This is a genomic window from Cellulosilyticum lentocellum DSM 5427, from assembly GCF_000178835.2.
GTDB lineage: Bacteria > Bacillota > Clostridia > Lachnospirales > Cellulosilyticaceae > Cellulosilyticum > Cellulosilyticum lentocellum.
This window is the reverse complement of sequence record NC_015275.1, coordinates 3,753,165-3,777,388: the sequence shown is the minus strand read 5'-3', so window position 1 is coordinate 3,777,388 and position 24,224 is coordinate 3,753,165. Positions and strand designations below refer to the sequence as shown.

General features: G+C 34.8%; 16 protein-coding genes. 13 read left to right on the top strand and 3 right to left on the bottom strand.

Going from position 1 to position 24,224, the window contains the following annotated elements:
• Nucleotides 1–145 precede the first annotated feature (145 nt).
• The 5 genes from treP (at nucleotide 146) to CLOLE_RS22070 (ending at nucleotide 10,318) form a co-directional block, all read left to right on the top strand.
• The gene (treP, locus tag CLOLE_RS17340) at nucleotides 146–1,567 is read left to right on the top strand and encodes a PTS system trehalose-specific EIIBC component (protein ID WP_013658414.1); all 1,422 of its coding nucleotides are present in this window, start codon (nucleotides 146–148) and stop codon (nucleotides 1,565–1,567) included.
• 101 nt (nucleotides 1,568–1,668) lie between these two features.
• Nucleotides 1,669–3,306 (top strand): alpha,alpha-phosphotrehalase, encoded by a 1,638-nt coding sequence (gene treC, locus CLOLE_RS17335; protein WP_013658413.1) that lies wholly within the window; start codon nucleotides 1,669–1,671, stop codon nucleotides 3,304–3,306.
• A gap of 346 nt (nucleotides 3,307–3,652) precedes the next feature.
• Complete coding sequence (locus CLOLE_RS17330; protein ID WP_013658412.1) at nucleotides 3,653–5,170, top strand: hypothetical protein; 1,518 nt, start codon at nucleotides 3,653–3,655, stop codon at nucleotides 5,168–5,170.
• Nucleotides 5,160–5,876 carry a DUF6063 family protein gene (locus CLOLE_RS17325; protein ID WP_013658411.1) on the top strand — a complete coding sequence of 239 codons (717 nt, stop codon included), beginning with the start codon at nucleotides 5,160–5,162 and terminating at the stop codon, nucleotides 5,874–5,876. Before CLOLE_RS17330 ends, CLOLE_RS17325 begins: the two co-directional genes overlap by 11 nt.
• Before the next feature lie 17 nt (nucleotides 5,877–5,893).
• A complete protein-coding gene (locus tag CLOLE_RS22070) occupies nucleotides 5,894–10,318 on the top strand; it encodes a coiled-coil domain-containing protein (protein ID WP_013658410.1) in 4,425 nt (1,474 codons plus the stop codon).
• Nucleotides 10,319–10,627: 309 nt separating this feature from the next.
• Here the strand turns inward: CLOLE_RS22070 and CLOLE_RS17315 are convergent, their stop codons facing one another.
• The 3 genes from CLOLE_RS17315 to CLOLE_RS17305 all read right to left on the bottom strand — a co-directional run bounded on the left by CLOLE_RS17315 (nucleotide 10,628) and on the right by CLOLE_RS17305 (nucleotide 13,643).
• Entirely contained in the window at nucleotides 10,628–12,028 is a 1,401-nt protein-coding gene (locus tag CLOLE_RS17315; RefSeq protein WP_013658409.1) for an MATE family efflux transporter, read from the bottom strand.
• 18 nt (nucleotides 12,029–12,046) lie between these two features.
• Nucleotides 12,047–12,490 (bottom strand): MarR family winged helix-turn-helix transcriptional regulator, encoded by a 444-nt coding sequence (locus tag CLOLE_RS17310; protein WP_013658408.1) that lies wholly within the window; start codon nucleotides 12,488–12,490, stop codon nucleotides 12,047–12,049.
• Between the two features lie 289 nt (nucleotides 12,491–12,779).
• A complete protein-coding gene (locus tag CLOLE_RS17305) occupies nucleotides 12,780–13,643 on the bottom strand; it encodes a LysR family transcriptional regulator (RefSeq protein ID WP_013658407.1) in 864 nt (287 codons plus the stop codon).
• A gap of 120 nt (nucleotides 13,644–13,763) precedes the next feature.
• Between CLOLE_RS17305 and CLOLE_RS17300 the strand changes: the two genes are divergently transcribed.
• The 8 genes from CLOLE_RS17300 (at nucleotide 13,764) to CLOLE_RS17265 (ending at nucleotide 24,155) form a co-directional block, all read left to right on the top strand.
• The gene (locus CLOLE_RS17300; protein ID WP_013658406.1) at nucleotides 13,764–15,500 is read left to right on the top strand and encodes an ABC transporter ATP-binding protein; all 1,737 of its coding nucleotides are present in this window, start codon (nucleotides 13,764–13,766) and stop codon (nucleotides 15,498–15,500) included.
• Nucleotides 15,497–17,254 carry an ABC transporter ATP-binding protein gene (locus tag CLOLE_RS17295; protein ID WP_013658405.1) on the top strand — a complete coding sequence of 586 codons (1,758 nt, stop codon included), beginning with the start codon at nucleotides 15,497–15,499 and terminating at the stop codon, nucleotides 17,252–17,254. The genes CLOLE_RS17300 and CLOLE_RS17295 overlap by 4 nt, the downstream gene beginning before the upstream one ends.
• A 192-nt stretch (nucleotides 17,255–17,446) precedes the next feature.
• Nucleotides 17,447–17,875: a MarR family winged helix-turn-helix transcriptional regulator gene (locus CLOLE_RS17290; protein ID WP_013658404.1), complete on the top strand. Its 429-nt coding sequence runs from the start codon at nucleotides 17,447–17,449 to the stop codon at nucleotides 17,873–17,875.
• Between the two features lie 146 nt (nucleotides 17,876–18,021).
• The gene (locus tag CLOLE_RS17285) at nucleotides 18,022–18,663 is read left to right on the top strand and encodes a nitroreductase family protein (RefSeq protein WP_013658403.1); all 642 of its coding nucleotides are present in this window, start codon (nucleotides 18,022–18,024) and stop codon (nucleotides 18,661–18,663) included.
• A gap of 194 nt (nucleotides 18,664–18,857) precedes the next feature.
• A complete protein-coding gene (locus CLOLE_RS17280) occupies nucleotides 18,858–20,597 on the top strand; it encodes an ABC transporter ATP-binding protein (RefSeq protein WP_013658402.1) in 1,740 nt (579 codons plus the stop codon).
• Entirely contained in the window at nucleotides 20,584–22,515 is a 1,932-nt protein-coding gene (locus CLOLE_RS17275) for an ABC transporter ATP-binding protein (RefSeq protein WP_013658401.1), read from the top strand. The genes CLOLE_RS17280 and CLOLE_RS17275 overlap by 14 nt, the downstream gene beginning before the upstream one ends.
• 266 nt (nucleotides 22,516–22,781) lie before the next feature.
• Nucleotides 22,782–23,105 (top strand): rhodanese-like domain-containing protein, encoded by a 324-nt coding sequence (locus tag CLOLE_RS17270; protein ID WP_013658400.1) that lies wholly within the window; start codon nucleotides 22,782–22,784, stop codon nucleotides 23,103–23,105.
• 300 nt (nucleotides 23,106–23,405) lie between these two features.
• The gene (locus CLOLE_RS17265) at nucleotides 23,406–24,155 is read left to right on the top strand and encodes a hypothetical protein (RefSeq protein WP_013658399.1); all 750 of its coding nucleotides are present in this window, start codon (nucleotides 23,406–23,408) and stop codon (nucleotides 24,153–24,155) included.
• The last annotated feature ends 69 nt before the right edge of the window (nucleotides 24,156–24,224 follow it).

Here is a 24,224-nt window from a genome sequence, read left to right as displayed (position 1 = left end):
CCTATATTATAGAAGAGTATCATATTGTGTCAAGAAGACTGGAAAAATCTTCAGTATGAGAAAATATAAATAATAATTGACTTGTTTAAACAAGCATGATATTCTGTTTAAGAAGTTGTTTAAACAAGTCATCAGGAGGTACAACATGAGTACATATAAAGATGAGGCTAAAGCACTACTAGCTTATGTGGGTGGTAAAGAAAATATTGCAGCCGTATCACATTGTATGACACGTCTACGTTTTGTTTTAGCAGAACCATCAAAAGCGGATATTAAGAAAATTGAAGAATTAAAAAATGTTAAAGGGACTTTTACACAGTCTGGTCAGTTCCAGGTTATTATAGGAAATAAAGTATCTGAGTTTTACCAAGACTTTTCAAAGGTAGCAGGTATTGAAGGAACTTCTAAAGATGAAGTAAAACAAGCGGCTAAAAAGAATCAAAATATTTTCCAGCGTATAGTAGGAGGGATTGCAGAAATCTTCGCACCACTTATTCCCGCTATTATCGTAGGAGGTTTGATTTTAGGATTCCGTAACGTTATTGATAGTTTATATTTATTTGAAAATGGAACAAAAACTCTTGTAGAGATGAGTCAATTCTGGGCAGGTATTGATCATTTCCTTTGGTTAATTGGTGAAGCAGTATTTCATATGTTACCAGTAGGGATTTGTTGGTCAGTAACTAAAAAGATGGGAACAACCCAAATGTTAGGAATCGTCCTTGGGCTTACTTTAGTATCAGGACAACTTTTAAATGCCTATGCAGTAGGATCTACTGCAGCAGCAGATATTCCTGTTTGGAATTTTGGATTTGCACAAGTTCAAATGATTGGTTACCAAGCACAAATCATTCCAGCTATTTTAGCTGCATTTACACTCGTATATCTTGAGAAATTCTTCCGTAAGATTACACCACAAGCAATCTCCATGATTGTGGTACCTTTTGCAAGTTTACTATTAGCAGTAATGGCAGCGCACTTTGTATTAGGCCCTATCGGCTGGAAAGTCGGTTCAGCTATTTCAGCTGTAGTATACGCTGGTATTACAGGACCATTAAAAGTTGTATTTGGTATGGTATTTGGTTTCTTATATGCACCATTAGTTATTACAGGACTTCACCACATGACAAATGCAATCGACTTACAACTTATTGCAGACTTTGGTGGTACAATGCTGTGGCCAATGATTGCTTTATCTAACATTGCACAAGGGTCAGCAGTTCTTGGTATGATTTATGTACAACGTAAAAATGCAGCAGCGCAAGAAGTGAATGTGCCAGCCTGCTTATCTTGCTATTTAGGTGTTACAGAACCAGCAATCTTTGGTGTTAACCTTAAATATACATTCCCATTCATTTGTGGAATGATTGGTTCAGGAATCGCAGCTACTATTTCAGTACTCACTAATACAACAGCAAATGCCATTGGTGTAGGTGGTATTCCTGGTATCTTATCCATCCAACCAACGTATATGTTAAGCTTTGGTATAGCTATGCTTGTAGCAATTGTTGTACCATTTGTGTTAACAGTAATCGTTGCAAAGAAAAAAGGCTTAGGCAATCATTAATCATTTATGAGTACCAAGCAATCAGCAGTGGCAGTTAAAATACTGTTACTGCTGATTTGAGTTAAGGAGTAGAATAAGGGAAGTTATGAGGAATTAAGACGATGAATTTTAAAGATAAAGTAATCTATCAAATCTATCCAAAATCATTCCAAGATACAACAGGAAATGGATTTGGGGACTTAAAGGGTGTAACAAGCAGATTAAATTACTTAGAGGAGCTTGGTATAGACTATATATGGCTTACCCCTTTTTTTATTTCACCACAAAGAGACAACGGTTATGATGTAGCAGATTATCGTAATATTGACCCTTTATTTGGGACAATGGCGGACTGTGAGGAGCTTATTGAGGAGGCCAATAAACGCAGTATAGGCATTATGTTAGATATGGTTTTCAATCATACGTCTACAGAGCATCAATGGTTTCAAAAAGCACTTGCTGGAGATCCAGAATATATGGATTATTATTTTTTCAAGGATGGTACGCCAGATCAGCCACCTACTAATTGGGAATCAAAATTTGGTGGCAATGCTTGGGAGTATGTGCCACATCTTAAAAAATGGTACCTTCATTTATTTGATGTAACCCAGGCAGACTTAAATTGGGAAAATCCTAAGGTAAGAGAAGAGCTTAAAGAGATTATTAGATTCTGGAAGAATAAGGGCGTTAAAGGCTTCCGTTTTGATGTTGTGAATCTGATTTCTAAACCAGAAGTATTTGAAAGTGATAAGGTGGGGGACGGCAGAAGATTTTACACAGATGGTTCTAAAGTGCATGCATATCTTAAGGAATTAGTGGCAGATACACAAATCGAAAATATGGTGACAGTAGGCGAGATGTCATCTACAACACTAGAGCATTGTATCCGTTATAGCAATCCAAAGGAAAAGGAATTGTCTATGTGTTTTAACTTCCATCATCTTAAAGTAGATTATAAGGATGGAAATAAGTGGGAGATTATGCAGCCAGATTTCAAAGCACTTAAAACGTTATTCTACAATTGGCAATTAGGTATGCAAGAAAATGAAGGATGGAACGCACTATTTTGGTGTAATCATGACCAACCAAGAGTGGTATCACGTTTAGGAGATGATGAAAACTATTGGAAGGAATCAGCTAAAATGCTAGCAACGTGCATCCATATGATGCAAGGTACACCTTATATTTTTCAAGGTGAAGAAATTGGTATGACAAATGCAAAGTATACAGATATTAGTCAGTACTGTGATGTAGAAAGCAAAAACTACTATGAAATCATGCTTAGAAATGGTAAGACAAAAGAAGAAGCACTTGCTATTTTAGGGGCAAGATCTAGAGATAACAGCCGTACACCAATGCAGTGGAATAGTGGTGACCATGCAGGGTTTTCTAACAGTACACCATGGCTTTCAATTCCTGAAAACTATAAAGCAATTAATGTAGAAATAGAGCAAAACGATGCAGATTCTATATTAGCGTATTATAAAAAGTTAATTCAAATACGTAAAGAGCATCCTGCCATTTCAGAAGGAAAAATTGAGTTTATTTATAAAGATCATCCAGAAATATTGGCTTATAAAAGAAGCTTTGGAGATGAAGAAATCTTAGTATTAAATAACTTAGGAAGAAATCATACTCGGTTAACAGCCGATTTACAGCTTGAATCTTATGAAAAAATACTAGGAAATTATGAAAAGGCTGATCATGCCAAAGAACTGGAACCATTTGAAGCTATTATTTATAGACGTGTGAAAAGATAGATTATAGTTCTAGAGGAAATAGTCCCTATCCCATAAGAAAATGGAGAGGGACTATTTTTATGTGAATAAAGAAATCATTGAAAAGAAGTTGAATGGTTCTATTCTGATGTGATCCCAATAAGTTTGACTTTATAGCGTAGTAGTTCTAGAGTACTATGCTATTTCTTTATGCAGCTAAGAGGTTGAGTCTATATTCTATTGAATTCATCCATTAAACCTTAGTATTATCAGGATTGTAAACAATATTTTTAATAGAATGAAACCTAAGTGGTCATGCTAACTCTAGCTGATTTTGTAGTATAATGAGAGGCACATATTTTAACTTTGACTTTTGGAGGCAGCTAGAATGAGTATTGAAGCAAGGAGTGTAATGGAACAGTTTGGTGAGCGTATGAAGAGGCTTGCCATTTATGAACCCTTACATCGTTTAGATAGAAAGAAAGGAAAAGATAGAAGTGGGAATGAGCTTCCTTATTATGAGTTAGGCATGCTCACCTTATTATTCTTCTTTGAAAATATGATTATGCGTCATAAGACAAGTGGCGCACGAGAACTTGCTTTATTTTTATATGAAGTATGTCATGAAAAAATTAACTTAGATGAAGCAGGTTTTGAGGAATTAGCTAGAGAGATTATAGAGGTCTATAGGCCATCCAATGGTAAACGTAATAGTAGGAGCTTTTATAATTGGGAAACAGGGCAAGAGGAAACGGTCTACTATTCTATTTTAAAAGCTGCACGTTCAGATTTGAAATCCAACACCCAATATTATACTTTAGATGAGCAAGGTTTAGAGCTTATTTTTTCAAGTAGAGAATACTTTAGTGAATTTCAAATTTCAATTAATCAATTACTCCTTCGTAAACAGCTTGAAAAAGGCGAGTTCATGGGCTCTCTTAGACAGTTAGATGAGATGGATTTATCCGCTGAAGCACTGACAGAACGCTTAGCTAAAATTAAACATGAAGTGAGTCGTAGCATTGTGTCGGAAGAAACTTATACAAGATATAAGAAGCTGATTGAAGATATTAATTTAAGGCTAATAAGAGAAAATGAGGAGTTTGAAGAGCTTCATGAATTTGTAAGATTAACGAAGGATAGCTTAAAGTATAAGCTAGATAATGCGAAAGATAAAAAGGCTTATGAATTCATCTTGAAAATTGATAATAGGTTAGAAGAGGTCCATCATGAGCATAGTAAACTTTTACAAGAAAGTATTGCCCTAAGAACCCATGCATTAGATGCAGCACAGCAGTCGCTTTATTACATTGGGATCGATAGTTTTAACTTTGAACAAGAAATTGTGGATGCACTTATGGGAAAACCCATGCCACTTTGCACAAGTAGCACCTTTATAGAACCTTTCCTTAATCTGGAACGTGCTAAACTTTGGCATCCAATGAGTATCTTTTATAAGCAACGAATTGAAAGAGTAGGAGAAGTAGATAAGGGTAAGGCCTTTACCTACGGAGCAACAGAGGAAGAAATAAGTAAAGGCAAATCTAAGATAGGTCAGTATTTTAAAGAAGTGATGAGTGAGCTTATCCCATTATTTGAAGAAAAAAGCGTTGTAACTTTAGAAGACATTTGTAATCAGATAGAAGGATTAAGACCTGAGTGGTTAGAGCAAAGACTTTTTTATGACATGTGGATGATTTTACATCAAAAGTCACCGATTGTATTGGAGAATTTAGATGAAGAAAGTCTATTAAATGGCATCAAGGAAGCTTTAGGTGGCATAACCAACAGTATTAAGGTTATGGAATATGAAGGAACCGTGCAGAAAGTACCCCGTTTTGAAATTAAAAATATGTTAATTGACATTACAATGAGACAAAAAGAAGGTGAGAGAAATGAACTATAGAAATGAGGAAATCTTAGAAGCTTACAAACTTTATAGCAAGCTAGCAGTAGAAGGAGCCAGCTCCTTAGGAGAAATGAGAGCTTATACAAGAGAGGAACATATAGAAGAACTGATGAATCAGTTTGCAGCCCAGGATTATGCAACGATTATTATTGCTGGAGAACAGGTATATTTAGTACCTATTGCAAGTAGCTCACCTTTTCATATGAGCAATGAAACCATTAAGAAGCTTTATCTACCTAATAATGCCACTAACTTAGATATTTATTTAATGTATGTAGCAACAATCATTTTATTAGGAGAATTTTATAACAGTTATCAAACCAAGGAGCCAACAAGAGTATTTATAGGGATGGAGGAGTGGCTAGAAGCTGTTAATACCAGAATGGAAACCCTTGCTCAAATAGATAAAGAAGTGCTTCAAAAGATTGAAGAAGAACAAGAATACAACTGGATCAAAATCTTAGAAAAATGGTTAGCACTAGATGATGTAAAAGAAAAAGCCAAAAAGCTAACAGGCGTAACAGCAAGTCGTATCAGCTTTTTAAATATGACGAAGCAGTTCTTAGAGAAGCAGGATATGATTAAAGACATCGGGAATTACGAGATAGAAATCACTGAGAAAACAAAGGTCATTATTCAGCGTTATTATATGGATTATGAGTATAACCGAGGAATATTAGATTTTATTTATCAGTATAGCTAGAAAGAAGGACAATACAAATGGCATCAATTTCTAAAATCAGATATACAAATGTAATTTATGAAAATGGCGGAAAACGCTATAATGACGAGGTATTCACTTGTGCAGGGCATAATACAGCCATTTTGCTTGAAAATGGTGGGGGAAAAACTGTGTTTATTCAAGCAGCCCTTCAAGCTATTTTGCCTCACACAGACCTAGGAGAACGTAAAGCAAAAGAAACCTTTGTTCTAGAGGGAAATGCAGCACATATTGCTATCGAATGGATTATAAGTAATAAACCAAGACGCTATGCACTAACAGCAGTAACCCTTTATCTTCAAAATAATGAGCTTAAATCTTATAAATATGCTTATGAATATGGTGTAGAAGATAAGGATAATATTGAAGGCCTCCCTTTTACAAGGGAAGAAGAAGGCGTAACAAGAGCAGCAACAAGGGTAGAGATGAATGAATACTACCAGAAAATGAGCAAAGAGCATATAGCAGCTAAAACTTTTGTGACCACTAAAGAATTTCATCAATATATCGAAGCAGCTTTTAAAATTATCCCTGAAGAATGGCGCAGTATTACAGTCATTAATGGGGGAGAGGGGTCTGTTGAAGCTTTCTTTGATGGCTGTAAAACGACTTCAGACTTAGTTGAGAAATTACTTTTACCAACAGTGGAAGAAGGCCTAGTAGGGAAGGGAGCCCAAGAGTTCGCAGGGACCTTTGAAAGTCAAAGAGAGCATTTTAATAAGCATAAACAATTAGAGCGTAGCATTAAGGAAAGTGAAAAAATCAAAGCTGAAATCGAATCTTATGTAACAAGCTTTAGCATGTATAATCAAAAGGTCAAAGAATATGAAGCTAAAAAAGAAGAGGCAAAGGCACTTTGGCTGCTTATTGAGGATAAAGAAGCACAGACAAGGGAAAAACTTACAGCCTGTGACACAGAGAAGAAACAATTAGAGACTAAGAAGAGAGTGCTGCAAAAAGAGATAGCACTTATTGAAGTAGAAGAGGCTAAAGAAGCCTTAGATGAAGCTAGACTAAGCTATGAAAAAGAAAATGAAGCCTATGAAAAAGCAAAAGAAAAAAAAGAAGAAAAGGAAAAAAGGCGTCATGCCCTCAAGCTTTCTAGATTCCAAAACAATATGAATGAAGCACGGGCGAAAATTAAACTTTATGAGGAACAGCTAGCTTTATTAGGTGAAGATACAGAAGTAGAAGCAATAAAAGAAGCCTTAGAAGAAAATAGAGGAGAAATCAAAGGCTATTTTGAAGAGCAATTAGTGATGCTTCAAAAAGAGCTAGGCCACTGTGAGAGAGAAAAGGAACGCTATTTAGAAGAGCAGCAAGAACAAGAGAAAGAAAAGAAACAGCTTGGTGAAAAGCTTCAGAAGCTTAGAGGTGATGCAAGTAAGCTCATTGGTAAGCTAGAGCATCAAGAAAAGCAAATGAATCAGATTAAAATGCTAATTGTAGCACAAGGCGCTAGTGAGGATATTGAAGGGCAAGAGAAAAAGTGGAAGAGCCGTTTAGCAGAAATTGAAGAAAGTAAGCTTAAATTAGCACAAAACTTAAGGGTATTAGAAGAGCGCCAAGTAGAGCTTAACCAAATTATTGGTGAAAGCACGAATAAGCATACTAAGGTGCTAAGAGAAGCAAGTAGAACCAGCATGCAGCTTCAGCAGCTAGAAGAAGCTCATGAGAAGATTCTTGTGGAGATTAAAAAAGTTTTACCAGCCTTTTATCATTTATCTTCTATTTATTTAAAGTCTAGTCAAGTGATAACAGCTTTAGAAGAACAAGTAGAAAAACTTATAAGAGAAAAAGAAGAGGCACTCTTACTTGAAAGACGTCACTCACATTTCCTAGAAAACTATGAGGGATGTGATTTCTTTACAGTTGAACCACTTCTTGAGCTTTGGGTAGAAAAATGGATGAATCAGTTTAGCTTTTTACAAACAGGAACAGCTTTTATTGCAAGTTTAGAAGATAAAGAGCTGAAACAAAAGATGTATACTCAGCCGAAATGGGCACAGCTAGTAGTTGTATCAGATGGCAGTGAGCGTGAGCTCATCAGCTTATTAGAGGAACAAACAGCAAAGATGACTTATCCAGTAGGTGTGGTTACCTTATCAGAGGCTAGGGCACTGTTAGAACAAGAAAAGCAGGTGGAAAGTCTTATTTATCCAACTGCTTGGAGTGAGAATATGCAGACCACATTTTTTGAAATGCATAAGAGAGAAGCGGGTAAAGCTTTAGAAGAAGCTATGGCATATCGCAGGCAAAAGGAAAATGAATTACGAGAAATAGACCAAACTTTAGAAAAGGTCAAGAGTTTCCTTGAAACCTATTCTCATGAAAAGCATGCGAGCTTAAGAGAAGAAAGTGATGGGTTTAAAAGACAAGAAATGGAACTTGTCCGAAACATGGAAGATGCTAAAGATAAGTTAATGAAGGCCCAGAAGGAAGCAAAGTTAACGAGTGAAACGTTAAGAAAAGAAGTAGAAGAAAAAAATAGATTACAAGGCTATGTGGAGAAAGCAACAGAGTATTTAGGCATTAAAGAGGAATGCGATAAAGAAGAGGTACGTATTAAAATGCTTCAAGAGACCATTAAAGAAGAAGAAAGTGCGTATAGTAAAGTGGAATATGCCTTAAGAAATACCCTTGAAGCTTTAGAAGAAGCCAAAGAAAATTATAGCCTTCTAAGAAGTAGTGAAAGTCGTATAGTAGATGATCCACTTTATAAAGAAGTAAAAGACGAAAAAGCTATTTATTCTAATAAGGATATTGTCTATTTAAGAGATAAGCAGGAACAGTTAAAAGAAGCCCTAGACAATAAGCAAAAAGGCCATAGTGAAATTGAAAGTCTCTTAAAACACAATCAAAAGGTATATGAAGAAAATGAAAAGAGCTTCCGTCAGGAGCAAGCAGAAAGAGAAAAACGCTTAGAAAGTATTCCAGTATATAGAGAAGCTTATGCACAGGAAATGGACCGATTATCTGAAGAACTCATAGAAGTAAGAAAACAACTAGAGGAATTAGATGAGCAGGTTAAATTAATGAAAACAGACTTTGATAAAAAAGAGCAAGAGTATCAAAGTAAAAAAGAAGCTTATGAAGTAAGTTATGGTGTGATCAGTGAAGAAGCTACACAATCCTTGCAAGATAAAGAACGATTATTAAGAACACAAGTTGAGCTAGCAGAGAAAGAAAAATATTTAGTTAAACAAACTGCAGGGTTAGAACGTGAACTTAAGTTTATTTTAGATAACAAGCAGCAAATGGATAAAAAAGATGAGCTTTTTGGGTATTGTGCCCCAGAAGTAAAGGTAGGTATCCTAGATGAAGCAGTGGAGCAAGAGTTTATATATGACCTAAAGGTAAGAGTAATCGTAAGTCATTTACTTGAAAGTTTACAACAGCTTAAAAATGGTGTTGAAGCAGGTAAAAAGGTAGTAGAAGAGAAGCAAATTGATTTTAAGCTATTCTGCCAGAGAGAAATTAGAGATAGTAAGCTTAGAAACATGGCGGTGCAAGGCATTACACAAAAGCAAGATTATGATGCATTAGTGGTATGGAAAGAAAATATCGTAGAACGTATTAACCATACGTTAACTATATTAGAAAGAGATCTGATAGATCAAGATCAGCAGATTTCACAATTTATTATTCACCTTTATGCTTACTTAAAAACAGTAGCAAGTGAATTAACAGAGATTCCTAAAAATACAAGAGTGAATACAGAAGAAGGTTGGAAAAACATTTATGAGTTTGTCATTCCAAGCTGGCAAGAAGACAGTGGAAAAGAAAAGATTCGTACCCATATTTATAACTTACTAGATGATATTGACGGGGATAGCTTCTTAGATGATACAGGAAAAGAAGACACTGGGAAAATCAAGAAATATATTAAAGAGCAATTTAAGCTTAGAAGTTTATTAAAAGTAGTCATGGGTAATGATGCTATTCGTGTAAGATGCCGTAAGGTAAGTAACATTGGTGATATTAGTAGCCAAAAATACTCTTGGGAAACCTCTAATAAATGGTCAGGAGGAGAAAAATGGAGTAAAAACATGGCACTTTACCTAGGCATTCTCAACTATCTAGCTGAGAAGAAACAAAATATCCAAAGTGAAGAGCAAAAAGTAAGCCGTGCTGTTATTCTAGATAATCCATTTGGTAAGGCATCTAGTGGGCATGTCTTAGAACCAGTATTTTTTATTGCGAAACAACTTGGTTTCCAAATTATTGCCCTTACAGCCCATTCAGAAGGGGACTTCATTAGAAGATACTTCCCAATTGTTTATAGCTGTAAGTTAAGAAGTACTTTAGATCAAAGAACTTCTGTTTTCTCTAAGGAACAAGAAATTAAAAAAGCATACTTTATGGACAATGATCCAGTGGCACTCAGTATCTTAGGAAGTAACCAATTAAGCTTATTTGTTTAGTGCCTTTAAGTAAAGCATACCATATTAATAGATACTAATAACAAGAAATAAGATAGTTTAGGCTCATCATTAAAAAGTGAAATCTTATCAAGAGCAAATGGTTCATCAAGAAAGGTTTAAACTTAGGAGAGTTTTTACAAGATTATATTAGATAAAGAAAAGTAGATACTGAGTTATAATCAGATTTTGGTAAAATAAAAAGAGGAACTAGGCTAAATTAAAAAGAGGAACTAGGCTAAATTAAAAAGAGGAACTAGGCTAAATTAAAAAGAGGTTGCTTAAAGAAGCAACCTCTTTTACTGTATAGGTTTAAGATTGAGCAGAAAGATGCAGTGTTTTCTGCGTGCTTAATGTTTTCATATGAGTAAGTTCTTTGCCAATGAGTGTAATCGTCACACAAAAGGCTAAGGCATCGGCTACTGGTGCTGCAAATAAAATCCCATCGATACCATAGAAGAATGGTAGTACAAGAATGAGAGGGATTAAAAAGAGTACTTGCCTTGAAAGGGATAAGAAAACGCCTTTAATAGCTTTTCCAATGGCTGCAAAGAAGTTAGAGGAGATGATTTGCACGCCATTAATAAGTACCATAAATAAGAAGATTCTCATGAATTTAACTGCAAACTCAAAGTAGAGCTGATCTCCTGTTCCAAATAAGGATATAACTTGTTTTGGAAAGAATTGAAAGGCAATGAAACCTAAGACAGAAATGACTAAACTAGAGCTGACTGCTAGCTTATAGATACCGCTCACTCTATCATAATTTTTAGCACCATAGTTGAAGCTGATAATAGGCTGAGCCCCTTGAGAAATACCAATAATAACAGATATCAAGATAGCATTTGTTTTCATTACAATACCACTACATGCAAGTGGTATTTCACTACCATAAATAGATTGGGAACCATAGTGAATAAGGGAGTTGTTCAGTACGATTTGAACAAGTGTAATAGCTAACTGATTAAGACTGTTACTCATGCCTAGAGAAGCAATTTTAAGGCACTCTGGTACTCGAAGCTTAAAGTGGCTCTTTTTCAAAGTAATATGTTTAAAACGACGAATGTAGCTAATAGCCATTAGGAAAGAAACGAGTTGTCCTATAATAGTGGCAAGTGCAGCACCAGCAATACCCATATCAAATATAAAAATAAAAAGAGGGTCTAGGAGGGTATTAATAATGGCACCTACTAACATACAACTCATAGAGAACTTTGGACTTCCATCGGCTCTAGCTAAATTACTCATACCATTGGTAACAATAAGGAGTGGCATACCAAGAGCAGTAATTCGAGTATAGACCTTAGCATAAGGCATAATATCTGGGGTACTACCGAAAACTGTAAGTAGTGGCTGCAAGAAGATTTCAATAAGTATAAAATACATGATGCCAAACAAAAACATCATGCTAATAGCGTTACCAACAGCTAGTGCAGCTTCTTCCTTTTGTTTTGCACCTAGTGCTAAGGAAAAGCGAGCAGCACTACCAATACCAATTAATAAAGCAATAGAAAGACAGATGGTGGTAAGAGGATAGGCTACATTGGTTGCCGCATTTCCCAAATAACCAACACCTTGGCCAATAAAGATTTGGTCAACAATATTATATAAAGAGCTTACTAACATGGCTATGATACTAGGAATAGCGTAACTTTTTAAAAGCTTGGGGAGTTTTTCATAGCCAAGAGGATTTTCATGTCTAATCTCGTTCATCATTATTTCCTTTCAGTATTATTCATTTTCTAGTTCTATTTCTTCGGTTACTTCCAAAATCGCTTTTTCTCCAGCTTTATTGAGAAAAGAAAAGAAGAGTTCTCTTTCTTCTACAGAAAAATCCTGAAGAAGTTTTTCATACCATGTCTTTTGGATATGGAGAATTTGTTTATTGGCTTCAAGGGCTTTATCTGTAGGATATAAGCAGCAAGTACGTTTATCTTTTTTGAGAGGTTCTTTTTTGATAAAACCGGTTTTTTCTAAATAAGCAAGGGAACGGGTAATATTACTTGGATGAATATAAAAAAGCGTTACGAAACGATCTTGTGTTATACCAGGTTCATTACATATTTTCATAATATACATATGTTGGCTACTATTAAGACCAAGAGGAGCTAACTGACGATCTAAGTGTATTTTAGTATATCGATCAGTAATAGAAAGCCATTTTAAAAATTCCATAGAATCACCTCAGTTTTTTATTATATACCTAAAAAATTGCGTGCGCAATAATAAGTTTGCGCACGCAATTAAAATCATTTTTATTTCTTAATAGGCTTGAATGTATTTATTTAAAGTTTGCACCAAAGCCTAAGATAGCGGTACTAATAAGTATAATAAAAACTAAAACTCCCATTAAAGCAATTTTGTTTTCTTCATTGTCATCTCCTTATAGTCAGTTAGTGGTTCATATTATAGCATTGAATATTGACTAAATAAATATTTGCTTACTAGGGCAGTAGCCTAAATATTAAACCAAGAACTGATAAAAAAGCTCCATAACCGTTGATAAATAGCTGTTAGGATTACGTAGTAAACAGATATCGGACTCTAATCCTTCATCTGAAATAACTCTTTTTTCCATATTTAAATTTGATAAAAGTGGTAAGGCAGATTCTGGGATAATCCCTATACCTAATCCTGAATTAGCCATACTAGCCGTTGTTCTAGCATCATCATTCATACAAAATATAAAAGGATTAAGAGAGTTCTCATGAGCAATTTCTTGAAATATTTTTTCCCATCTCCGATAAAGAATGAGGGGTTTTGTACAGATTTCGGTTAAACTAACAGAAGGATTAGGAAGATTCTCAAAGTAGTGCACATGACCTACGGCATAAACACGTTCTTGCCGTAAAATGGTGCACTCTAAATCAGTAGCTGAAAAGGGTGTGCGAACAATGGCCGCTTCAATAAGATTATTTCGAAGCCTTTCTAATTGTTCATAGGTATTACCTTCAAAAATATTAAAGCGTATTTCAGGATAAGCTTGATGAAAGCAAATGAGCCATTCATTGATGAGCGTGCTGCCAATAGAAGAAATAATACCAAGGCGTAAAGTGCCTATTTTCCCAGAGTTATAATCTTCTAATTCTTTTTTAGCAATAGCCATTTGCTCCAGTATAGAAGTTGCACGTGCATAAAAAATACGACCGGCTTGGGTGAGTTCAATTTTTCTAGAACCACGTTCAAAGAGAATCACGCCTAACTCATTTTCAAGCTCTTTTAATTTAGTACTTAAGGGTGGTTGAGAAATATTTAATTTTTCTGCCGCCTTTGAAATGTTACCTTCTTGAACCGTGCTAACAAGATAAGTAAGTTGTTTAAAATCCATGCGATCCTCCTATATGAATTTAATATAGTTAGTATATCATATTAATAATTTTAGTATAGTATATACTGTGATATGATAAGAGTCGGAAATTTGAAAAAATATAAAGGCGAGGAGGAAGAAATGAAAGAATTACTCGTTTACTTAAAAGGTTATAAAAAAGAATGCATCTTGGCTCCCTTATTTAAAATGCTAGAAGCTTCTTTTGAGTTATTTGTACCTTTAGTGATTGCTACCATTATTGATAAAGGGATTGGTAATGGAGACAAGACTTACATTATACAAATGTGTGCACTGCTCATAGGCTTAGGGGTGATTGGACTTATCTGTTCAGTAACAGCACAGTATTTTTCAGCTAAGGCAGCAGTAGGTTTTGGGACAGGTGTACGTCATGCTTTATTTAAGCATTTATTAGGCCTTTCTTTTACAGAGATTGATACCTTAGGGACACCGACCATGATTACCAGAATGACAAGTGATGTCAATCAAGCTCAAAATGGGGTTAATATGGTACTTCGTCTCTTTTTAAGATCCCCATTTGTAGTATTTGGGGCTACTATTATGGCCCTTACTATTGATGTGAAATCAGCCATGATATTTGTCATTGCCATTATTTTATTATCTTTTGTGGTATTTGGGATTATGCTTCTTAATATTCCTATGCTTAAAGCGGTACAACAAAGATTAGATGGTGTTTTAAGTATGACAAGAGAAAACTTAACAGGAGTTCGTGTGATTAGAGCTTTTTGCAAAGAAGAGGAAGAAATTGAAGCTTTTAATAAAAGAAATGAAACCCTGACTAAGCAGCAAAAGAAAGCTGGGGGCATCTCAGCTTTAATGAATCCCCTTACTTATGTCATTATTAATATTGCTATTATTAGACTTATATGGGTAGGTGCACTCCAGGTAGATGCAGGCAATTTAAGTAGTGGGCAGGTAGTAGCACTTTATAATTATATGTCACAGATTTTAGTGGAGCTGATTAAATTAGCAGCGCTCATTATTACTGTTAATAAATCAGTAGCCTGTGGTAATCGTATAGCAGATGTATTTCATATCGAGTCTAGTATGCTAGAAAAAGAAGCTATTCATACGAATCAAGTAAAAGTAAGCAGTAATGAAGAGAGCATTACCTTTAAACAAGTTTCTCTTACCTATACTAATGCCGGGGAAGAGTCTTTAACAGCTATTGATTTTACTGCTAAAAAGGGAGAGACCATAGGTATTATTGGCGGTACAGGATCTGGGAAGAGTTCTGTTATTCATTTAATCCCTAGATTTTATGATGCTACTTCTGGTGAAGTACTGATTAATGGTATAAATGTCAAAGATTATCCTTTAGAAACTTTAAGAGAAAAAGTAGGTATTGTGATGCAAAAGGCAGTACTCTTTAAGGGGAGCATAGAAGAAAACCTACGCTGGGGTAAGAAAGATGTTACAGAGGAAGAGTTACAAGCAGCTATTAAGACTGCGCAAGCAGAAGATGTGGTAAGTGTTAAAGGCGGAATGAAGGCTGAGATAGAACAAGGTGGCAGAAATCTTTCAGGTGGGCAAAGACAACGTTTAACCATTGCTAGAGCTTTAGTGAAGAAGCCGGAAATTCTCATCTTAGATGATAGTACCTCAGCACTAGACTTCGTCACAGATGCCAAGCTTCGTAAGGCAATTAAAGCGTTAGATTATCATCCTACCGTGGTCATTGTGTCGCAAAGAGCTTCTTCAGTGCAATATGCGGATCAAATTATTGTTCTAGATGATGGTCAATTAGTTGGAAAAGGGACTCATGAAGAGCTTCTAGAAAACTGTGAGGTTTATAACGAAATCTACTATTCTCAGTTTAAGAAGGAGGTAGAGGGATGAAAAAGACTGGTTTAAAAAAAGATGTTCAAAAAGACACGCTTAAAAAAGTACTTCGTTATATTAAAAAGTATAGGAGCTTAATGCTGATTTCTATTCTCTTAGCGGTTATCATTGTGGCATTGACTTTATATGTTCCTATTTTAATCGGAAAGGCTATTGATGGGATAGCATATAGTCAGATTCAATTTGATTATATTTTAAAACAGCTTATGATTGTAGCTATTATAGTGAGCATAACAGCCATAGCACAGTGGTTTATGAATATGATTAATAATAAAGTGACTTATCAGGTTGTACGTGATATGAGAGATGAGGCGTTTAAAAAGATTGAAATTTTGCCGCTTAAATATATCGATACCCATTCACAAGGAGATATTGTAAGCCGTGTTATTGCAGATGTAGACCAATTTGCTGATGGGCTATTAATGGGATTTACTCAGCTATTTACAGGTGTTATCACCATATTGGGAACCTTGCTGTTCATGTTAACGATTAATGTAAGTATTACTTTTGTAGTGGTTTTAGTCACACCTCTTTCATTATTTGTAGCCAGTTTTATTGCTAAAAAAACTTATACCATGTTTAAATTACAATCAGAAACAAGAGGAGAGCAAACAGCTTTTATTGATGAGATGATTGGAAATGAAAAAGTAGTAAAGGCTTATGGACATGAAGAAGAAGCCATTAAAAAATTCGATGAAATTAATGATAGATTAGCAAAATATTCTTTAAGGGCAACTTTCTTTTCTTCTTTAACTAACCCTACTACTAGGTTTGTAAACAGTGTGGTGTATGCAGGTGTAGCGATTACAGGTGCTTTTGCAGTATTAAATGGCAAGATGACAGTGGGAGCATGGTCTTGCTTTTTAAGTTATGCTAATCAATATACTAAGCCTTTTAATGAAATATCAGGGGTAGTCACAGAACTTCAAAATGCCTTGGCTTGTGCAGCTAGAATTTTTGAACTCATTGAAGAAGAAGCCCAAGCTCCTGAAAGTCCACAAGCAGTCACTTTAGAAAACGCTAATGGCAATGTAAGTTGTAAAAATGTAAGCTTTTCTTATGTCCCAGAGAAAAAATTGATTGAGAATTTTAATATTCAAATTAAACCAGGCCAAAAGGTAGCTATTGTAGGGCCCACAGGCTGTGGTAAAACAACACTCATTAATTTACTCATGCGTTTTTATGATGTGAATCAAGGAAGCATTCAAGTAGATGACAAGGATATTAGAGAAATGACGAGAAGAAGTCTTCGCTTAAATTACGGTATGGTGCTTCAAGAAACCTGGCTGAAGAAGGGAACAATTAAAGAAAATATTATCATGGGTAAACCAGATGCCACTGATGAAGAAATAACTGCAGCAGCTCAAGCAGCACATGCCCATTCTTTCATTAAACGTTTACCAAAAGGTTATGATACAGTCATAGAAGAAGATGGGGGTATGCTTTCACAAGGGCAAAAGCAGCTTCTATGTATAACAAGGGTCATGCTCACGGAGCCGCCTATGCTGATTTTAGATGAAGCAACATCTTCAATTGATACAAGAACAGAAATTAAGATTCAAAGTGCCTTTAATCGATTAATGGAAGGCAAAACGAGTTTCATTGTAGCCCATCGTTTATCAACTATTCAAAATGCAGATGTTATTCTGGTTATGAAAGAAGGGAAAATTATAGAGCAGGGTAATCATAATGAGCTTTTAGGGAAAAAGGGATTTTATTATCAGCTTTATAATAGCCAGTTTGCAGTATAGAAAGATAGAATAAAGAGGAGAGTGTCGTGAGCAGAGAGGCAGTCTCCTTTTTAATGTTTATAGAGATAAGTAAGGTAGAGCAATAAAGTATAGCTAGTTAGTGAAATAGTGAGAAGCGAGTGCCATTTTTTATGACTTGTGCTAGTGTGTTATAATAGAACTACTATTTTGATAAAAAACGAGGTTGGGGCTATGGAACAAGAGATGAGAATAGGTATTCTTTTAAAAATGATTAACAATATTTATGAAAGAACTTTTAATAATAAAATATCAGAGATTAACTTAACAACAGCTCAGTGTGACTTACTAGGATTTTTGCATGAGAATGAAGGCAAAGAAGTAAATCCTATCGATATTGAAAAGCGATTTAATCTCAAACGTCCCACTGTAACAGGTCTTTTAAAACGTCTAGAAGAAAAAGGATTTATTAGAGTAGCACCTAGCATTAAAGATAATCGATATAAGCAGATTATTTTAACCAGTAAGGCACAAGGGTATCACCAAGAAATGTTAGCCGGCTTAAAAGAGATGGAAAATCAGTTATATCAAGGAATTAGTGAAGAAGAAAAACAAGAACTAATAGGTATCCTAAACAGAATGCTAAAAAATATGTCGTTATAAAAAGAAAAAAATTAATTAAACAGTTAGCAAGCTAATCATATAGTAATAGATGAAATTAAGATGCTTAATTGCGTATGAATTTTTATTGCTATACAATAGGATGGGTAGTAGTAAAAATAAACAAGATAAATAGGAGAGAGATATAGATGTCAGAATTAGATTTTATTTACAAGAGAAAAAGTATTAGAGATTATAAAGAAGGAGAAGTACCTAAAGAAGATATTTTAAAGATGTTAGAAGCAGCAACTTTAGCACCTTCTCCAAAGCATCAACAAAATTGGCATTTTGTTGTGGTACAAAACGGAGAGATTGTAAGCAAAATGGCAGAGGCAGTAACAAAGAGTCACGAATATATTGCATCTTTAGCAAGGAATGAGGAAGAAAGAGCACAGTTTATGAAGGTACTTCCTTACTACCTTAATTTTCAGCGATCATCATGTGCGGTTATTGTATATGCAAAAGAATATGACATGATTGAAGAGAAAATCTTAAGAGCTAATGGGGTAGATGAAGCAATTATAGATGTGATTAAATCACCACAAGCAGGTGCACAAGGTATTGGTGCAGCAGTAGAGAACTTCTTACTTGCAGCTGCTAATATGGGCTATGGCGCATGTTATATGACAGGACCTGCTCATGCCAAAACTGAGATTGAACAAATCATTGGCTTTGAAAAACCAGGTTATTCTTTAATGGCTATTATCTCATTGGGTATTCCAGCTGATGAAACACCAAGGCAACCAAGACGTAAACCTTTAGAAGAGGTGGTCACCTTTATTACAGAATAGTAGAATAGGCATAATGAAATCAAGCAGTGAAGTAGCTAAAACGTGCACTATAGGTTAGAGCAGAGGGGAAGTTCCCTCTGCTTATTAAAGAGGGAGTAACTGCCTATAGACGGCAAAAAAATTTTTTGTTAAAATAGTTAGCAAGCTAATTATAAAATAGTAAAAAGACATAAAGAAATAGAGGAGGAACAGCGATGATAAAAACCTTATTAGCTCAGGTAAAAGAATATAAAAAGTCATCTATTCTATCACCCGTTTTTATTGTACTCGAAGTTATTATGGAAGTACTTATTCCATTTATGATGGCTTCTATTATAGATAATGGTGTAGAAAAAGGCGATATGCAGCATGTCGTATTCATGGGAGTTTGTATGATTGGTGCAGCCATGCTAGCATTACTCTTTGGCGCAATAGCAGGAAAACATGCTGCAAAAGCAAGTAGTGGTTTTGCAAAAAACTTAAGGGAAGCCATGTTTATCAATATACAGGATTTTTCTTTTTCTAATATAGATAAGTATTCAACAGCAGGGCTTGTAACCAGACTCACAACTGACGTTACTAACGTGCAAAACTCTTATCAAATGGTAATTCGTATTTGTGCAAGAGCACCATTTATGCTGATTAGTGCCATGATTATGGCCTTTTTGATTAATGCTAGACTTTCAATGGTATTTGTTGGGGCTATCATTTTCTTAAGTGTGGCGCTAGTACTAATTATAAGAAAAGTACACCCTGTTTTTAGGCAAGTATTTAAGAAATACGATGATTTAAATGCTAGCGTACAAGAGAATATTAATGCAGTTCGTGTGGTTAAAGCTTATGTACGTGAGGAACATGAAATGAATAAGTTTGAGAAGGCATGTGAAAACCTTTATCAAATGTTTGTTAACGCAGAAAAACTTATTATTTTAAATATGCCAGTGATGCAATTTGCTATCTATGCATGTATCTTACTGATTTCTTGGTTAGGAGCTAAGATGATTGTTGGTGGAAGCTTAACAACAGGAGAGCTCATGAGTTTATTTGCTTATGTTATGAATATCTTAATGAGTCTGATGATGATTGCTATGGTGTTTGTAATGATCACCATGTCACGCGCTTCAGCCGAACGTATTGTAGAAGTCATTAATGAAGAAACAGATTTAACAAATGGTGAAAATCCTATCTATGAAGTGAAAGACGGTTCAATTGATTTTGAAAACGTAGATTTTGCTTATAACAAAGATAAAAATAACTGTGTACTTGAGAACATTAACTTTTCTATTCGATCAGGAGAGACCATTGGTATTATTGGTGAAACGGGTAGTGCTAAGTCTTCTTTAGTACAACTTATTCCAAGACTTTATGACGTAGTAGGTGGCAAGGTTAAAGTAGGAGGCTTAGATGTAAGAGACTATGATCTTGAAACCCTTAGAAATGAAGTGGCTATGGTACTTCAAAAGAATGTCTTATTCTCCGGTACTATCAAAGAGAATTTACGCTGGGGTAATAAAGAAGCCAGTGATGAGGAGATTATGAGGGCATGTGAGCTTGCACAAGCAGCAGAATTCATTGAAAAAATGCCTGAAAAATATGATACTTACATTGAACAAGGTGGAAGTAACGTATCAGGTGGTCAAAAACAAAGGCTTTGTATTGCCAGAGCCTTGCTTAAAAAGCCTAAAATTCTTATTTTAGATGATTCTACAAGTGCAGTTGATACAAAGACAGATTCACTTATTAGAAAAGCCTTTAAAGAAGAAATACCAGATACAACTAAAATTATTATTGCCCAAAGAATTTCATCTATTCAAGATGCAGATAAAATCCTTGTTTTAAACGAAGGAAAAATCGTGGGCATGGGCAATCACGAAGAGCTCCTAGCTAGCTGTGACATTTATCGTGATGTCTATATATCACAGATGAAAGGAGCAGAAGAAAATGAGACAAAATAAGATGCCAATGGGACATGGCAAAGGGCCAATGGGTCCAGGTAAAGGACATATGAAGCTTGAGAACCCTGGTAAGACTTTAAAAAGATTAATGGCTTATATTTTTAAGAATTATAAGCTACATTGTATTGTAGTTTTTTTCCTCATTCTTATTAGTTCATTAGCTAGTGTAAAAGGAATTAGCTTTATACAAGAGTTAATTGATGATTATATCATGCCCCTTTTAGGGTCAAATAATCCTGACTTTAGTCAATTACTTGGTGCACTTGTGAAGATAGCACTTATTTTCTTAGTAGGTGTTTTTTCTACTTATTTATACAATCGTATTATGATTTTTGTATGCCAAGGGACAATGAAGAATATTAGAAATGACCTTTTTAAGCATATGGAGAAGTTACCTATTAAATACTTCGATACTCATGCACATGGGGATATTATGAGTATTTATACCAATGATACAGATACTTTAAGACAAATGATTAGCCAATCTATGCCACAGCTTATTGCTTCTAGTATTACGGTTATAAGTGTGTTTATTGCCATGCTCTTTTTAAATATGCCACTCACATTGGTTACGTTAATCATGGTAGGTTTAATGCTTGTAGTAACTAAGAGCATTACTGGTAAAAGTGGCAGCTATTTTATGAAACAGCAAAAGAACTTAGGAGCAGTTAATGGTTATATTGAAGAGATGATGGAAGGACAAAAGGTTGTTAAGGTATTCTGTCATGAAGAAGACAGTATCAAACGATTTAGTGAACTTAATGAACAACTTTTTGACAGTGCAAACAATGCTAATAAGTTTGCTAATATTCTCATGCCTATTATGAACAACATGGGTAACCTTAACTATGTGGTAACAGCTATTGTTGGTTCAACGTTAGCAATTGCTGGTGTAGGTGGCTTTACACTAGGAGCACTTGCATCCTTCTTACAATTTAACAAGAGCTTTACCCAACCTATATCTCAGATATCACAGCAGTTCAATGCCATCATTATGGCCCTTGCTGGAGCTGATCGTATTTTTAAATTATTAGATGAAAAGCCAGAAGAAGATGAAGGTTATGTGGAATTAGTTAATGCTAAAATAGGCGCAAATGGTGAATGCGTGGAAACCAAAGAGAGAACAGGAATTTGGGCATGGAAACATTATCATAAAGAAGATGGCACAACAACTTACCAAAAGCTTGAAGGTGACGTAGTCTTTGACCATGTGGACTTTGGTTACAATGATGAGAAGATTATTCTTCATGATATAGAACTTTATGCAAAACCAGGTGAAAAAATCGCCTTTGTTGGTGCAACAGGAGCGGGGAAAACCACTATTACCAACTTGATCAATCGTTTCTATGATATTCAGGACGGGAAAATTCGATATGATGGCATTAACATTAATAAGATTAAAAAAGATGATTTAAGAAGATCTCTAGGGATTGTACTTCAAGATACACATTTATTTACAGGTACAGTTATGGAGAATATCCGTTATGGAAAATTAGATGCCACAGATGAAGAAGTTAAAGCAGCAGCAAGACTGGCTAATGCCGAGTACTTTATTAAACACTTACCACATGGCTATGATACAGTCCTCACTGGAGATGGTGCTAATCTTTCCCAAGGGCAAAGACAACTTCTAGCCATTGCCAGAGCTGCTGTAGCTAATCCACCAGTACTCATATTAGATGAAGCAACATCAAGTATTGATACACGTACAGAAAAGATTGTTCAAGAAGGTATGGATAGACTTATGGAAGGTAGAACAGTATTTGTTATTGCCCACCGTTTATCAACCATTAAGAATTCAAATGTCATTATGGTACTCGATCAAGGAAGAATCATTGAACGTGGTAACCATGAAGATTTAATAGAGAAAAAAGGTACTTACTATCAACTCTATACAGGTGCTTTAGAGCAAGATTAGTAAAGTAGCTATCCTAATTTACTGGAGTATAGATAATATATTGTAGTAATTAGAGAAATAAGTAAGATTGTTAAGGCCAGTATGGTATACTAAATATAATAAAAGGCAATGCTGATAAAAGAAAATAGAAGTTATTGGCCTACGTGAATTTTCTAATAGGAAATGAGTGTTAGAGGATATATTTGATATATAGATTTACTATAGTGCTATTTGAAAGCTAAGTAATTATATAAGCAGGCATAAAGGAAAGCTAGAGGGAGAAAAAAATGAATGAAATGATTAATGTTCACAGAATTAGTATGGAGGCAGCAAAGAAAAATCTAGATATCAATAAAAGCATTGTTTTATTAGATGTAAGACCTAAGATGGAATATGCAGAGGGTCACATTGAAGGGGCAATAAATATGCCACTTGACCAATTAGAAGGGGTTGTTGAAGAGAGAATTTCAAAGAAAAATCAAACGATCTACCTCTATTGTAGAAGTGGTATAAGAACACTTACAGCAGGTGATATTTTATTAAACCTAGGTTATACTTCGATTTATGACGTGGGTGGTATTATCTACTGGCCATATAAGATTGTGAAGTAAGAGTAGTGAAGAGTGAAAAAGCCTAGGAATAACTTGATGGTTAAGATTGAAACAAAGTCTATGTCAAGAACATTCAAAAACTAGGAAGCTAAAAGCTGGTTTCTGTATTGTACAGGAGCCAGCTTTTTTTAGTGTTTATTCTAGAGGTTCCATTTTAAATATTTATACTTTTGAATATGTCCTTTTTAGCTAGGAATATAAAGCATCTAATGATAAAATAAATTTGATTGAAGATTCTTACTAATTCAAAAGAAAGGAATGTAGGATTAAATAGAGAGAATGAAATAAGGAGGGGGCAGAATGATTTCAAAAGTTAAAGGTTTATTAGTGGCACTAATCATTATAGTTGGTGGGGGAAGTATAGTAACGATAGGTGCTACTAATTGGATGAACCGGGATAGGTACTTATTTGTAGCTAAGGTCATTGGAACTGTACATATAGAATATCCAGAGTTAGATTCAATAATGAAAGAAGTTATATTAAAAAGAGATAATATAGGAATAAAGGCGGGTAATCGTCTATTACAGGAAAAAGGCTATATAAGGGGAGAGCTTGAAGGTTTTTTGAATCCATCTGGCATAGCCATAGAAATAATTATATTGGGGATAGTGGTGCTAATAATAAGTATAATTGTAATAAGACGGATAGCACACACTCATATTAGAAAAAATGAATATTTACCATATATAGGCGCAATGTTTCTTGGATTACTATATGTTTTTATATTGGGAATAGGAATAAGTCAGATATTTCATTTTTGGAAAAGTGATAAGGAGTATGTATTTATAAGTGAAGTTGTAGGTACTATAGAGATGATCGATAGGAATGAAGGTTATATAAAAGCAGAAAAGATAATAAACACCCTATCTCATTTAGAACATGAAAAAATAGGAATAGAACTTCTAGAATCATATGGATATTCAAATATGAAAATTAGAGATGATGAGTTATTAATGATGAGATGGTTAGGAATAGCATCTATGTATCCTTTAGCAATATATTGCTGGGGTTTATTTAAATTAAAAAAGACAGAAAAGCAATTGATTTGACTTTATAAACTCATTTAGGTAAAGTTAAAGAGTCAAGAACGCTAATAGACAAGGAACAATTCTAAATGA

Coding starts and splice junctions, on each gene's coding strand:
- CLOLE_RS17315 (WP_013658409.1), bottom strand. CDS start 12,028: ATGAACGAGATTAGACATGAAAATCCTCTTGGCTATGAAAAACTCCCC.
- CLOLE_RS17285 (WP_013658403.1), top strand. CDS start 18,022: ATGTCAGAATTAGATTTTATTTACAAGAGAAAAAGTATTAGAGATTAT.
- CLOLE_RS17295 (WP_013658405.1), top strand. CDS start 15,497: ATGAAAAAGACTGGTTTAAAAAAAGATGTTCAAAAAGACACGCTTAAA.
- CLOLE_RS22070 (WP_013658410.1), top strand. CDS start 5,894: ATGGCATCAATTTCTAAAATCAGATATACAAATGTAATTTATGAAAAT.
- CLOLE_RS17310 (WP_013658408.1), bottom strand. CDS start 12,490: ATGGAATTTTTAAAATGGCTTTCTATTACTGATCGATATACTAAAATA.
- CLOLE_RS17305 (WP_013658407.1), bottom strand. CDS start 13,643: ATGGATTTTAAACAACTTACTTATCTTGTTAGCACGGTTCAAGAAGGT.
- treP (WP_013658414.1), top strand. CDS start 146: ATGAGTACATATAAAGATGAGGCTAAAGCACTACTAGCTTATGTGGGT.
- treC (WP_013658413.1), top strand. CDS start 1,669: ATGAATTTTAAAGATAAAGTAATCTATCAAATCTATCCAAAATCATTC.
- CLOLE_RS17325 (WP_013658411.1), top strand. CDS start 5,160: ATGAACTATAGAAATGAGGAAATCTTAGAAGCTTACAAACTTTATAGC.
- CLOLE_RS17290 (WP_013658404.1), top strand. CDS start 17,447: ATGGAACAAGAGATGAGAATAGGTATTCTTTTAAAAATGATTAACAAT.
- CLOLE_RS17265 (WP_013658399.1), top strand. CDS start 23,406: ATGATTTCAAAAGTTAAAGGTTTATTAGTGGCACTAATCATTATAGTT.
- CLOLE_RS17270 (WP_013658400.1), top strand. CDS start 22,782: ATGAATGAAATGATTAATGTTCACAGAATTAGTATGGAGGCAGCAAAG.
- CLOLE_RS17280 (WP_013658402.1), top strand. CDS start 18,858: ATGATAAAAACCTTATTAGCTCAGGTAAAAGAATATAAAAAGTCATCT.
- CLOLE_RS17300 (WP_013658406.1), top strand. CDS start 13,764: ATGAAAGAATTACTCGTTTACTTAAAAGGTTATAAAAAAGAATGCATC.
- CLOLE_RS17275 (WP_013658401.1), top strand. CDS start 20,584: ATGAGACAAAATAAGATGCCAATGGGACATGGCAAAGGGCCAATGGGT.
- CLOLE_RS17330 (WP_013658412.1), top strand. CDS start 3,653: ATGAGTATTGAAGCAAGGAGTGTAATGGAACAGTTTGGTGAGCGTATG.